The sequence below is a fragment of the Synechococcus sp. RC10A2 genome (assembly GCF_047502605.1).
Map to the genome: position 1 here is coordinate 13,372 of NZ_JANSHP010000067.1, position 13,855 is coordinate 27,226.

Here is a 13,855-nt window from a genome sequence, read left to right on the forward strand (position 1 = left end):
AACGGGGCGCACGACCGCGAAAACTCCGCAGGCGACACGCCTGAATAACACACCTTTAGATTACAGCCTCCTCTTTTCACAGGGCAGGCAACTCCATGTCGCTGCTGTGTCCTGGGAACATCTTGGCGGTGGGGTCGATGACGCTCTTGGCGTGGTTGACAGCGGTACAAACCTCGCCGACGCCTGTCGCAATCAGCTTGAGCTTCCCTGGATGCGTACACACATCGCCTGCGGCGTACACCCCTGGCAGATTCGTGCGCATATACTCGTCTACCACGATTTGGTTGCCCTGCAGCTCCAGTCCCCAGCTTTTGATGGGGCCCAGCGTCGCCACGAAGCCGAGATTGAGAATCACGGCGTCTATGGGCAGTTCGATCTCGTCTTGGGTCTTGTTGTGGAAGACGACGGCGCGCTCGACGGTTCCATCGCCGCACACGCGGCGCAGTTCGTAGGGGGTCAGGATTTTCACGGGCGAGCGGCGCAGCTCCTGCACGCTCTGCTCGTGGGCGCGGAACTCGTCGCGGCGGTGAATGAGGGTGACTTCCTGCGCTATCGGATACAGGTTCAGCGCCCAGTCCACCGCCGAATCGCCCCCGCCGACAATCAGCAGCCGCTTGCCCGCAAAGAGCGACTTCTCGCGCACGCCGTAGTAGACACCGTTGCCCTCGAACGCGGCGACGCCTTCCGCGTTGAGTTTGCGCGGCGCGAATGCCCCAGCCCCCGCGCAGATGACAATCGTGCGCGTGTAATGGACTTGCCCTGTATGGGTGGTAATTGCCCAACTGTCGTCAGTGCGGGTGAGCGTCTCGGCGCGCTCTTCGAGGCACACCGTCGGCTTGAAGCGCATCGCCTGCCGAATCATCTCACGCGCGAGGTCTTTCGCTAACACTTCGGGGAAGCCTGGCATATCGTACACATATTTTTCGGGATAGAGTGCGGTCAGTTGCCCGCCCAGCTCAGGCAGGCTGTCGATGATTTTCACGCGCATCCCGCGCAGCCCCGCATAAAACGCGCCGAACAAGCCCACGGGACCGCCGCCGATAATCGTGATGTCATAGAGGTCGGAGTGCATACACCCGAATTCTACCCCAATTCGGGGCAAATTAGGACTTAAGTCCCTAACATTTCGAGGCGGCGGCGGTGTATTATAAGCACGAAAGTTGATACAGGCGGGCAGTAGGCAGGGTTTCGGGACTGTGCTTCGATGGGAACGCCGTGCTGTGGGGAGCAATACGCAGGTCGAGACGCTTTACACAACACGCACAGGGCAAAGTCCCTGCCGTGCCTGCCAACCCGGGAAGGTCGACCAGCCCTTCCCGGGATTTTTTTACAGCATCTGATACTCTGGCGCGCTAAAGACGATTTGCAGCGCGCCCTGCACGGTTTGGCGGTCGCGTTGGCGTAAAGCGTTAACGCCCCCGCGCTTTTGCAAGTACTCTATCAGGCTCGCGCGCGTTTTGGGCTGCAGCGCGACATCCAGAGTCTGCTCCAGTCGTTGGACGAACTCGTCGAGCGTGCGCGGGGCAGGCAGCCCGACCAGCTCGTTCAGCGTCGCGAAGCCCAGCGCGCCCCGCTGCGGCAGCAGGAACTCCGCGAAGCGCATTCGCTCCATCATCGTGGTGGAGGTAATCCACGCCTTGCCCCACTCCCAGCCTGCGACATCGGGCGGGTAGAGCAACACCTGCCCAATCCGCCGCGTCCACTGGGTTGCCAAGCGCAGGTACGCCGCCAGCAGCCGTTGCCCCGCGCCGTCGCTGAGGTTCACCGTGCGCAGCCGCTCGCCGACGCCGACCTGCCGCAGCGCACCCACCACGAACTCCACAGGGCTTTTCACCCGCTTGCACCAGTTCAGGCGGCTCCAAAAAGCAGGCGTGAGCAGCAGCCGCCGCATCAGCGCGTGGATACTGTAGCCCGACTCGCGGAACACCTTCGCCAGGTCTTGTACCGTGCGCTCGTCAGGCGGCTCTGTGTCGTTGATGAAGTGCTGGTAAAACTTGCGGGCGATGTGGGGCGCGGTAGCGGGATGCTCGACCGCCATCTCGATGATGTCTTCGCCTGTGAACGCGCCGCGCTTGCCGAAGACCTCCTTCTCGCCGTCGTCGTGCTGATTGCGGTTGAACACGAAGCTGGCGGTGACTCGGCTGAACGACCAGCCCGTGAACGCCCGCGCCGCCTCCTGAATATCGCGCTCGGTGTAGTGCCCGATGCCCATCGTGAACAGCTCGAACAGCTCGCGAGCGAAGTTCTCGTTCGGCTTGCCCTTCACACTGCGCGCCCCGTCCAGCCACACCAGCATTGCGGGGTCTTTCGCAACTTCCAGCGTGAGCGTCTTGAAGTTGTCCAGCCCCAACCGCTGAAATCGCTGAATCTGAATCAGCATCAGCCTGCCCGCCTGCACTTTGGAGGCGGAAGTGGCGAAGTGATTGTGCCAAAACAGCGCCATGCGCTCCTGAATCGGCTGCTGCGAGACGAGCATACGATAGAGCCACCACGCGCTGACCGCCTGCGGCTGCAGGTTCCTCATCTCGCCCTGCAGGAGGCGCAGCACCGCCTCGTCATCGATGCTGTGGTCGTAGGGGCTTTCCAACAGCCTATCGACCGCGCCCTCAATGCCCAGTGGGATGAGCGGTTCAATCTCGCTTGCGCGTGCGCTGAAACCCGTGCGCCGCCGCAAATGCGCCAGTCGCTCCGTCAAACTCGATTGCATCGCGTCGTCCTGCATGTCATGACGATTATGGGCAGAGGCGTGTTCAGTCTACAGCGGTCTACACCGCGCACTGCGAGCGGGTTTCACGAAGGGGTATAATACGCCCAAGCACGCAGGAGGAGGAACGCCTTGAACAAACACTTTATTTATCTGGGTATCGTGGTGCTGCTCGCGGGGCTGGCGGGCTACCTGTTCGCCACGCAGCCAATCCGCCGCGGGCTGGATGTGCAGGGTGGGCTGCGCATGACCCTGCGCGCCGAAATCGAGAAACTTTCGCCCGAAGAGCAAAAGCTGTGGACGCCTGAACGGATGCGCTTAGTCATCGACATCCTGAGCCGCCGCATCGACTCGCTGGGCGTGCTTGAACCCACGATTTATCAGAAGGGCGATACGGAGATTGTTATCGAGCTACCAGGCTTTACCGACGAGCAGGAGGCGCGCGACCTGTTGCAGACCACCGCGCGCCTGGAGTTCCGCTACCTCAAAGATGTGCGCACGGATAAGCAGCCTGCGGGACGCTACCGCATCCTCGAAGAGCAGAACACGGACGATGTGGTCCGATTTGTCGACCTGACCAGCCCCGACGGAAAAGTGATTGAGCCTGGCATGCCAGAGTATCAGAAAATTATCGAGTCCTCGCCGCTGATTGTCACGGGCGACGAGCTGGAGCGCGCGGAAGTGGTTAGCCAAGCCGTCTCGCCAGAAGTGCGACTGATATTCAATCGCGAAGGTCAGGACAAGTTCGCTCGCGCTTCCTCGCTCTACCTTAGAGAACATATTGCCATCGTGCTGGACAACAAGATTATCTCCGCGCCTGTGATTCGGTCGCCAAACCTGCGCGATCCAGTGATCGAAGGCAAATTTACCTTGAGGGAGGCGACGCGCTTGCGCGATTTGCTGAACGCGGGCGCGTTGCCTGTGAGCCTCTCGCTGGAGTCGATCAATCGCGTGGAGGCAATTCTGGGCGCGCAGGCGTGGGAGCGGATTATTCAGGCGGGTATCATCGGCTTCATCGCGGTCGCCGCATTTATGGTGCTGTATTACCTGCTGCCAGGCGTCATCTCGGTAATCGCGCTGGGGCTGTATGTGCTGTTCGCGACGGCGATATTCAAGTCGCTGGGCGTGACCTTCTCGCTGCCCGCAATCGCTGGGTTGATTCTTTCGATTGGCATGGCGATTGACGCGAACATCCTCATCTTCGAGCGACTCAAAGAGGAGTTGCGTCTGGGCAAGACGCTGCTGGCAGGGCTGGACGCCGCTTTTCAGCGCGCCTTCCCCGCCATCTTCGATTCGAACCTGAGTACGATTATTATCTGCCTCATCCTTTACTACTTCGGCACGGGTCCCGTGCAGGGCTTTGCGACGACGCTGGGCACGGGCGTGGCGATCAGCTTTTTCACGGCGATTTTCTGCACGCGCACGATGCTCTACACACTGGTTGGGTTGGGCGTGCATCCGAGCGAGCGGCTGTTTGGGTTGCGCCGCCAGTTGGGGCAGGAAGTCGGCGAGCAACTCGGCGCAGCGAAGGACCGCTTCGACTTCGTAAATAGGCGCGGGCTGTATTATGCGGTTAGCGGCGTCGCCATCCTGATTGGGCTAATCTTCTGGTTCGGGCTGGGCGGGCTGAAGCCGGGCATCGACTTCGCGGGCGGCAGCGAGCTGGTGCTGCAGCGACCCATCCCAGGCGCAACCCAGTCGAAGACCGAACAGCCGCCCGCGCAGGGCGAGCAGGCGCAGCCGCAACCGCCCACCGCAACGCAGGGCAACCAACAGCAGCAACCGCCGACCGCGCAAGGCAACCAGCCTCAGCAGCCGCCAACCGCGCAAGGCGAACAAACCAAACAGCAACCACCCGCTGCGCCCGCCGTGCAACCAGAACCGATTGAGGCGAACTTGGCGCAGGTGCTGAGCCTGCTGCGTCAGGCGGGATTCGAGAAGGTTGGCGCGCTGTTTGGCGAGGGCAACCGCCAGTTGATTGTGCATGTCGCCGATGCCACTGTCGACAGCCAGCCGAAAATTGTGGACGCGCTCAAACCGCTGGGCGAGCTGCAGGTGGTCAGCTTTGCCAGCATCAGCCCGCGCGTGCGCGCCGAGACCGTGCAACGCGCGATTACGGCAGTCGTTGTTGCGCTGATTGCTATCCTGCTCTATATCGCCATCCGCTTCTCCATCGAGGGCGGCTGGAGCGGGTTCAAGTTCGGCATCGCTGCCACGATTGCGCTGGCACACGATGTGCTAATCATGGTCGGCGGTGCGTCCATTCTGGGCTACTTGCTCGGCTGGGAGATTAACGCGCTGTTTATCACCGCGCTGCTGACGCTGGTTGGCTTCTCGATTAACGACACGATTGTCGTGTACGACCGTGTGCGTGAGAATCTGCGTCATCGGGCGCGCGGCGAGACCTTCGCGACCATCGTGAACCGCAGCCTGAACCAGACGCTGGCGCGCTCGATTAACACGAGCCTGACGCTCGTTCTGGTGCTGGGCGCGCTGGTGGTGTGGGGCGCAGTGACGCAGGACTTGCGCTTCTTCTATGTCGCGATGCTGATTGGCGTAATTGCGGGCACTTACTCGTCGATTTTTATCGCGAGCCAGATTATGGTGGGCTGGCAAGACGTCCGTGAGAAGCTGCACCAGCGTCAAGTGGAGGCGGCGAAGGCGACGGCTATCGCGCCGACGAAGCCCAGCGGCGCGTCCACCCCGACCGCTGCGCCCACTGCCAGCAGCGCCGACGACACCCCGCGCAAGAAGCACCACGCGCAACATGTCGGCAAGCGCAAGCGACGCTACTGATGCCCATCCAGCGGATTACGCCCGAAGCCGATGAGCGGGTCAAACGCCGCGCGCTGCTGGCGGTCTTTATCACGATTTTCGTCAGCCTCATCGGCTTCGGGATAGTCATCCCGCTGCTGCCGTTCTACGCCCAGCAGTTCCAAGCGAGCGAGCTGCAGATTGGGCTGCTGTTTGCTTCGTTTTCGGTCGCGCAACTGTTTGCCGCGCCAATTCTGGGCGACTGGTCGGATCGGTGGGGGCGTCGTCCCGTGCTGATTCTGAGCCTATTGGGGTCGGCGGCGAGTTTCGTGATGCTCGCGCTCGCGCCGAACCTGCTGTGGCTGTTTCTCTCGCGCCTACTGGACGGGTTCACGGGAGGCAACATTACGACGGCGCGGGCGTATATTGCCGACATTAGCCCGCCTGAGCGGCGCGCGCGGAATTTTGGGCTTATCGGCGCGGCGTTCGGGCTGGGGTTCATTCTGGGTCCTGCGCTGGGGGGCGGACTGGCGGCGTTCGGGCTGGCGGCTCCTGCGTGGGCGGCGGCGGGGATGTCGCTGCTGGCGGCGGTGTATGCGTTCGTCGCGCTGCCCGAAACGGCGCACCTTGTGCCCGCGAAGCGTCCCTCCCCGTGGCGCGAGATGCCCGTTACGCTCACGCGCAGCCCTGCCGCGCGCCTGTTGTGGATGAACTTCATTCTCTGGATCGGCTTCTCGGTCTACCAGACGACCTTCCCTCTGTTTGTGAACCTGCGCTTCGGGCTAGGTCCGCGCGAGATTGGCTACATTCTGGCGGTAGTGGGGCTGGTCAGCGCGCTCTCGCAGGCGACTTTGGTCGGGCGCGTGGTGCATGCGCTGGGCGAGCAACGGACGCTGTTGGTCGGGCTGCTTCTGAACATCGTGGGGCTGTCGGGCGCGGCGTTCACGCACGCGCTACCGTTGTTCTACCTGCTGGTGGGCGTTGCGTCGGTGGGGGGCGCGCTCGCGCTGCCCTGCGTCGTGAGCCTGATTAGCCGCTCGGCGACCGACGCGGAACAGGGGCGCGTTCAGGGCGTGTCGGGGTCGCTGGAAAGCCTTGCGCGGATTGTGGCGCCCATCGGGGGCAACGGCGCGCTCAAGTATAGCGACGCGCTGCCCTACGCGGTTGCGGCAGGGCTGCTGGCGTCTTGTGTTCTGCTTGCGCTGCGCGTGCGTCCTCCTACCAAGCTGTCAGCGCCCACTACCGATTAGGTAAGTGCCTGCGAAACGGTTTCAACATGCAGACAGGGCAGGCACAAGACCTGCCCCTACAAGGTTGGCATCGCCGCACCTCCGTAGGGGCAACCCTTGCGGTTGCCCCAGGTTGCTCGCGTCGAAAACACAGCGCATGGACACTTATCAGTCAGGGTACTGAATATCGCCCTCAATTAGCCAATCCTCGCCAAGCTTACGATAGGTGATGTTCACCACGCGCGGGGCGCGTGCGACCTCCGCAACGCCCAGCCCTTCTAACGCCGTGCGTGCGTCCGCACCGCCAATCAACTTCGGCGCGTAGAAGTAGGCGATGCGGTTCGCCAGCCTCGCCTCCAGAAACGACGCCGCGACCTGACCTCCGCCTTCCACCAAGATGCTCCGCACCTCCCATATGTGCCACAGGTAGTTAACTACCTCCCGCACATCGACGCGATACGGGTCTTCGGGATTCGAGTAGATAGGTTCCGTAGAGACGCCTAACTCCTCCAGCCAGCGCGCCCGCTTGTGCAACTGCTTCCCATCGGGGTAGTACGGAAGCCCCTTGTAAAAGACGATGGTGGGCAGCTGCTGCAGTCCCCTCCAAGTGTTCAGGATGGGCATCTCACGCGGCTTCCAGTACCATCGGAAGAGGCGCACTTGTGCGTCGAGGATGACGCGCAGCGGCTGGTTTCGGACGCCGCGCACGCGGGCGGTCAATCGTGGGCGGTCGCGAATCACCGTCTCCACGCCGACCAGCACCGCTTGATGCTCTGCGCGGAGCCTGTGCGCCACCCCGCGCGCCCGCGTGCCCGTAATCCACTTCGAGTCGCCCGTGTGCGTGGCGATTTTGCCGTCCAGGCTCATCGCCGCTTTGAGCGTGATGAAGGGGCGATTATGCCGACGCCAATAGAGGTAGATGCGGTTCACCGCCTCCAGCGCATCGATGAGTTTCGCCTCCGCAGGGACTTCGGGGCTTAACAGGTCTACCTGAATGCCTGCCTCACGCAGTTGCTCGACGCCTTTGCCGTTCACTTCGGGGTTGGGGTCGAGCATCCCGACCACCACGCGCACGATTCCTGCTTCGCGGACGGCGTTCGTGCATGGGGGCGTGAATCCATAGTGGCAGCACGGCTCCAGCGTCACATAAAGCGTTGCGCCGCGCGCGCGTTCGCCCGCTTGCTGCAGCGCGAACACTTCGGCGTGGGGCGCGCCCTTGTAGGGATGGAACCCCTCGCCGACCAGCGCGCCGTCCGTGACAACCACCGCGCCCACATGCGGATTGGGCGCGGGGTAGCCGCGCTTGGCGAGCCGAATCGCGCGGCGCATCCACTGCAAGTCCTGCTCACTCAGCGCCATCTCTCTGCCCTCGCTCGCGTTCCTGTCGTCGTCGATAGTCGGCGCGGATCTGTTCGGTCATCTCCTCGAACGCCTCACGGTGCGCCTTGCGGTACTGCTCGGTAATCTGCCGAATGTCTTTGAGCGCGAGCCAGATGAGCGCGAACAGCAAACTAACCGCTATAACCAGCACGACGCTCGCTGCCAGCAGCCACAGCCGCTTCTGGTCGGCGGTCTCGCGCGGCAGCGCGTTCCGCACGACCACCCACAGCGGCACGAGCGCAATCAGCGCCCCCAGTAGCACCGCCATCCACGCGCGATACGAGAGTCGCTTGCTCATGCTTGCTGGCTCATCAGCGCGAGGCGGAGCGCAGCGACGCCCGCTTGCGGGGTCGGCGCACAAAACACGCTGGAGCCTGCCACCAGCACCTGCACGCCGCACGCCGCCAACTCGCGCGCGTTGTCGGGCGAGACGCCGCCGTCCACCTGCAACAGCACATGGGGCGCATCGCGCTGAATCAGCGCCGCCGCCTCGCGAATCTTCGGATACATCAATCCGATAAACGCCTGCCCGCCAAAGCCAGGGTTCACGGTCATAATTAGCAGCAGGTCAATCGCGGGCAGCACATAGCGCACGCTCTCCAACGGCGTATGCGGGTTCAGCGCGACGCCCACCCCGCAGCCCAACTCGCGAATCTGCTGAATCACGCGGTGCAGATGCGCGCACGCCTCCACATGCACTGTGATACTGTTCGCGCCTGCCTGTGCGAAATCGGGAATCAGCCGCTCGGGGTGTTCGATCATTAGATGCACATCGAAGGGCAGATGCGAATGCGGGCGCAGAGCGGCGACCATCGGCGCGCCGAAAGTAAGATTCGGCACGAAGTGCCCGTCCATCACATCGAAGTGGATCCAGTCCGCGCCGCCCTCGGTGAGCGCAAGCACCGCCTCGCGCATCGCGCCAAAGTCGGCGGAGAGAATCGACGGGGCAATCAAGGGGGGTTGTTGCGCCTTCATTTCACAATCTCCTGCACCAGTTCGTTGTCCACATAGACACGGATACGCACGCGCTTACCATGCGCCTCCACAGGAATCACATGCATCTGCCCACCCGTGCGGGTTTCATCGAACACGGTGCGTATGCCCTGCGCGTCTTCCACCTCGATGCGGATGCGTCGGTCGGGCTGGTTCGTCAGGTCTACCTGCACATCGAAGTAGCGTCGCGGCTCGGTCGTGGGGCGTTCTTGAGGTAGCTGAGGCGTTTCTGGGCTTGTGGGAGGCGGCGTGTCGTAGCCCATGCCGATGCTCACGATGAGTTTAATGGGGCGCGAGCGGTCGATCCGCGCGCCTGCAGGTGGCACTGTGCCAATCACATAGCCGAGCGGGATTTCGGCGTCGCGTCGCTCCTCGACGGCATCCATCACCACCAGCCCCATGCCCTCCAGTTCGCGGCGGGCGCGCGATTCGGGCAGGTTACGCACATTCGGCACTTGCACGAAGCGGGAGCCTTTGCTCACCCACAGATAGACCTTGCTGCCCTTGCGCACGACGCGCCCTTCGGGCGGGCTGACCGAGTAGACGACGCCAGGCGGGTACTGCTCGCTGTAGCCCTCCAAGCGCACCTCTGGCTCCAAGTCCGCCGCGCGCAGGATACGGTTCACCTCCTCCAACGGCTTGCCGACCACCTGCGGCACGGGACGGTCTTCGGGCACAAAGCGCAGCGCCATCCACGCCGCGAAGCCGACCACCAGCCCCACGACCACCAGCGCGCCCGTGACGCGCAGCATCGTGCGCAGCCAGCGCGGGATGTCGTCCTCTTCCTCGTCCTCCTCAACGACAGGCGGGGGCGGCTGTGTAGGTTTTCGCGCAAAAATATCACTTTGCACAGGGCTTGTGCCTCGCGAATCGGGCAGGTCTATCGGCGACCAACCAAGCGATTTGCCGAAGCGCAGCGCGTCGCGTACCGCCTTCAGGTCGTTCAGCAGTTGGAGCGCGCTGGCGTAGCGCTGGCTGGGGTCTTTCTGCAGGCACTTCGCGACGATGCCCTCTACGGTGCGTGGGGTGGCAGGGTTGCGCTGACGGAGCGACGGGATGGGGTCGTTCATGTGCGCTTCGGCGGTCAGCACGGGCGTCTCGCCTATATACGGCGGCGCGGCAGCAATCATCTCGAACAGCATCACGCCGCAGGCGTAAATGTCACTGGCGACGCTGGGCGCGCCGCCGCGAAACAGTTCGGGCGCGGTGTAGGCAGCCGCGCGCGCCTCGTGCGCCGCCGCCAGCCCAGGCTCGGCGCGGTACACCGCGCGCATCCCCACCCCGTTCAGCCACACATGCCACTCGGAACCGACAATCACATTCGCAGGGCGCAAGTCGCTGTGCGTTAGCCCCGCGCTATGAACCGCCTGCAGCCCCTCCACAACGCCAATCATAATCTCCGCCGCAATCGGCACCGTGAACGGCGCGGTACGACGAATGCGCGTCGCCAAGTCCAGCCCGCGCACAAACTCTTCCACGAAAAACGGGGGCTGCGCTTCCAAGTCCACCTCGTACAGTTCGAGCAAGTTCGGGTGGCGCAGTCGCTTCCGTGCGTCCAGCGTCATCTGCAGCGCGTCCAGCAGCGAGCGGTTCTGCGCATACGGCGCACGCAACGCCTTCAGCGTCACCACGCGCGAACGGCTTATGTCCCGTGCGCGGTACACATGGAACAGCAACCCCTCCGCCAGTTGCTCGATGAGTTCATAACGCGCCGCCAGCACATTCCCTGTCATGGCTACCGTTAAGATACCAGATTTATGCTGGCGAATGCGCGGCGGCAGTATCTGCAACACTGGCAGTGAACGGGAGTCTGTGTAATGAGAGGTTTGAATGATGCGTTTGCGTGCTTCGGTTGGGTTCATGAGGTATACCTCCTGATAGGTGAGTTCCATCGTTGGCGTGCCTCCTGTTATGCGAGTTGTCTAAGAGATTCTACAGGGGGGCGCCTGCTTTTTTGAGGGTGGGTAGAGGATGGGGAGCAGGGGTGGGTGTGAACGATGTGTTGGCGCATGCGCCCCGCACCCTTGACGAACGGTCTAAAATGGGGTATAATAGTATGTTATTGGGAGAGTGAAACTCTCTCATGCAGAGCAAATCACTGACTACTGCAGCGTCGTCGCTGCAGGGCTGCCTACGAAGGAGTTGCTGCTGAACTGAAAGAGAGCGTCCTACGAGGCAAGCCAGGGGTGTCACCGCAGAGTGACAAAGGGGGTAAACTATGATAAAGTTCAGAAGCCTTTTCAGCATCGTGACTGTTTGCGTAGCAGTGTACACGGCGAGCGTAGCAGGCATGCTTCCCTCGACCGCATCGGCAAACAACGCGTCTCAGGTTCCCACAGTCGTAACCGACAAAGACGACTATATGCCCGGCGAGACGGTCTACATCACTGGCGCAGGCTTCTGGCCAGGCGAACCTGTGGACTTGAGTATCGCCGTCGAGGGCGAGGATGGAACTTGGGTCCCCGATGTGGATTGGACTATCGAGTTCGCGGACGAGAACGGCGGCTTCGAGACGACCTATGTTGTTCCCGAGCATTGGGCGGATAGGACTCTGCGTCTGACGGCGATGGGTTACTCCTCGGGGCTGGTCGCCACGACCACTTTCAGAGACTCGGTTACAAGTGTCACGATAAATAGCCCGACCACCGCTGCTCCCGTTACCGTGACCTCGCTCCCCGCAACGATAAATGTCGCCTTCACATATGTAACCACCACGCCGACTCCTCCTGTGAGCGTCACGGCGGTCATCACGATTGGACCGCCAGGCAATCCTATAGCGACCAAAACCGTGACAGGACTGCCGCAGGGAACGCAATCACTTACCGAGGCTGTGACAATCCCAGCGGGAACCCCCAACGGAAGTTACCAGGTCAGGGTTGAAATTACCCATGCATCCGGCAGCCCTCGATCGCGAAATGCCACACAAAATAATGCTGTGATTATCAGCGTCCCGCCGCCCAACACGCCGCCCACGCTTACCGTGACGAACCCGAACATCACGCGAGGCCACCTGTGCAACCCGACGCGCCCCTCGACGACGGTCACTGTCACGCCCGCGGACTTCGGCGCGTCAGCATCCGACGCCGAGGACGGAACCCTTCCCGTGACTTTCGACGACGGCAGCACGAGCAAAACGGTCACCCTGACGCTTGCGCAGCCGTCCGCCACCTTGACCCTCAAAGTCGAGGATAGCGGTGGACTTATGGCAACAGCGACTGTCACCGTTACCGCCGAGGTCGAGAACCAGCCCGTAAACAACCCGCCGAGCGTGACAGCGCAGGACTACGATCTCGGACACATCTGCGTCGGAACAGGCAGTGGCGACCTCACCTACCAAGTGACGGTCGCGCCTGCGGACTTCAACCCCGTCTATTCCGACCCTGACGGCGACCCGCAGGCAGGTCCGACCACATTCGGCGACGGCAGCACGAGCACGACCGTGACTCTGACGCTCCCCGCGGGCGTCGCGAGCCAGACGGTGGAGGTGCCCGTGACGCTGAAGGTCTGCGACGATCCGAGCGGAAGGAACGAACCCGATTGTGAGCCGATGCAGAGCCTGTGTGGCGAGACGACGGTCTATGTCCGAGCCACCCTGCACCGGAACAACCCACCGACCATCACTGCCAGCAACGCAAACCTCGGGCAGATTGTCGGCTGCCTGGTGGATGGGAGCTTCCAGACGACCCAGCCTATTTCGCTTGAAACCTTCGACGCGAGCGCTACCGACCCCGAGGGCGACCCCGTCTCGCTCTCCATTCAGGGTGACATCTCCCAGCTGACCTTCGTGGGTCCAGGCGTGGTCACGCTCCCGGTGACGCTCGTCGCTACCGACGATCCGAGCGAGCGAACGAACGGCACATGCGAACCGATGACTTCCACCATGACCGTGTATGTCTCGGTGCAAGTAGTGTATAACTTCGTGGGCTTCTTCTCACCGTTGGACACTACGCGAGCAACCATCGTCAAGCGTGGAAGCACGGTACCTGTGAAGTTCCAGCTCTATGACTGCAACGGAAACCAAATCACAACGGGTCAGCATCGGATCAGTGTGGACTATCTCTCGGGTGCGTCGCCGAACGGCACGCCGGAGGTTACCGACGCAGGCTCGAGCAACGATAACACTTGGTACTTCCGTTATTCGGATGGTCAGTGGATCTACAACCTGAAGACGAACACGAGCTACTTGCTCAACTCAACCTACATCATTCGCGCGCACCTGGACGACGGCACAACGCACGAGGTGCATATCAGCATCAAGCGTTAGCCGAAGGCTCAAAACGGGCGACGCAGAACATATAGGGGCAGCCACAGGGGGTTGCCCCTACAGAAGGTGCGTGTAGGAGCAGACCCCTGTGTCTGCCCTGCACGCATTTGACACAAGAACATAGGGGGTTGGAGGAGTAGGTTTTTTGTGGCACACACACTTGCAGAGTGAAGGTATCCAAAGATAGGGCGCGGGATCCCAAGAAGTCAGGACGCGGGAACCACGCCTGTATCGGGTTCCCGTAGGGGCGCGGTCGCCGCGCCGATTCAAAAGCCTTCAACTCCGCCCCACCGAGTGTTTTTTTTTCGAACACCCGCTTTGCAAAGCTGATGCGCAGGCGGTTTTTTTCCCTTCCATGCGAGCGAGACCCAGCAGGCGCTACCCTGAGAAGCGGGCGTCCCGCCCGCAATCGCGGTCACGCGAGAAAAAACTACCCTTTGATAAGCATACCCTCTACCCCTTTGTAAGCAAATCGGCGCCAATTCGCCCTGAATTACGCCCCAAAAGCGGTCAATTCGCCTTTCTCACTTG

Annotated in this window: 10 protein-coding genes; 3 read left to right on the forward strand and 7 right to left on the reverse strand. The window is 62.1% G+C overall.

Annotated features, from left to right (window positions below; all coding sequences use genetic code 11):
- Window positions 1–76 precede the first annotated feature (76 nt).
- The gene (locus NW848_RS08795) at window positions 77–1,072 is read right to left on the reverse strand and encodes an NAD(P)/FAD-dependent oxidoreductase (RefSeq protein WP_414510891.1); all 996 of its coding nucleotides are present in this window, start codon (window positions 1,070–1,072) and stop codon (window positions 77–79) included.
- 255 nt (window positions 1,073–1,327) lie between these two features.
- Complete coding sequence (locus NW848_RS08800; protein ID WP_414510892.1) at window positions 1,328–2,722, reverse strand: DUF1800 domain-containing protein; 1,395 nt, start codon at window positions 2,720–2,722, stop codon at window positions 1,328–1,330.
- A 114-nt stretch (window positions 2,723–2,836) separates the two neighbouring features.
- Here NW848_RS08800 and secD point away from each other — a divergent pair, with 114 nt between their 5' ends.
- Both secD and NW848_RS08810 read left to right on the forward strand, forming a co-directional pair.
- A complete protein-coding gene (gene secD / locus NW848_RS08805; protein WP_414510893.1) occupies window positions 2,837–5,500 on the forward strand; it encodes a protein translocase subunit SecD in 2,664 nt (887 codons plus the stop codon).
- A complete protein-coding gene (locus NW848_RS08810) occupies window positions 5,500–6,708 on the forward strand; it encodes an MFS transporter (RefSeq protein ID WP_414510894.1) in 1,209 nt (402 codons plus the stop codon). Before secD ends, NW848_RS08810 begins: the two co-directional genes overlap by 1 nt.
- A 147-nt stretch (window positions 6,709–6,855) precedes the next feature.
- Here NW848_RS08810 and ribD read toward each other — a convergent pair whose 3' ends face one another.
- From ribD to NW848_RS08835, 5 genes are all read right to left on the reverse strand, one after another.
- Window positions 6,856–8,046 carry a bifunctional diaminohydroxyphosphoribosylaminopyrimidine deaminase/5-amino-6-(5-phosphoribosylamino)uracil reductase RibD gene (gene ribD / locus NW848_RS08815; RefSeq protein ID WP_414510895.1) on the reverse strand — a complete coding sequence of 397 codons (1,191 nt, stop codon included), beginning with the start codon at window positions 8,044–8,046 and terminating at the stop codon, window positions 6,856–6,858.
- The gene (locus tag NW848_RS08820) at window positions 8,033–8,365 is read right to left on the reverse strand and encodes a hypothetical protein (protein WP_414510896.1); all 333 of its coding nucleotides are present in this window, start codon (window positions 8,363–8,365) and stop codon (window positions 8,033–8,035) included. Before NW848_RS08820 ends, ribD begins: the two co-directional genes overlap by 14 nt.
- Window positions 8,362–9,042: a ribulose-phosphate 3-epimerase gene (gene rpe, locus NW848_RS08825; RefSeq protein ID WP_414510897.1), complete on the reverse strand. Its 681-nt coding sequence runs from the start codon at window positions 9,040–9,042 to the stop codon at window positions 8,362–8,364. Before rpe ends, NW848_RS08820 begins: the two co-directional genes overlap by 4 nt.
- Window positions 9,039–10,952: a protein kinase domain-containing protein gene (locus tag NW848_RS08830; protein ID WP_414510898.1), complete on the reverse strand. Its 1,914-nt coding sequence runs from the start codon at window positions 10,950–10,952 to the stop codon at window positions 9,039–9,041. Before NW848_RS08830 ends, rpe begins: the two co-directional genes overlap by 4 nt.
- 679 nt (window positions 10,953–11,631) lie before the next feature.
- Window positions 11,632–11,829, reverse strand: a complete 198-nt coding sequence (locus NW848_RS08835; protein WP_414510899.1) for a hypothetical protein — start codon at window positions 11,827–11,829, stop codon at window positions 11,632–11,634.
- 166 nt (window positions 11,830–11,995) lie between these two features.
- Here NW848_RS08835 and NW848_RS08840 point away from each other — a divergent pair, with 166 nt between their 5' ends.
- Entirely contained in the window at window positions 11,996–13,324 is a 1,329-nt protein-coding gene (locus NW848_RS08840) for a PxKF domain-containing protein (protein ID WP_414510900.1), read from the forward strand.
- The last annotated feature ends 531 nt before the right edge of the window (window positions 13,325–13,855 follow it).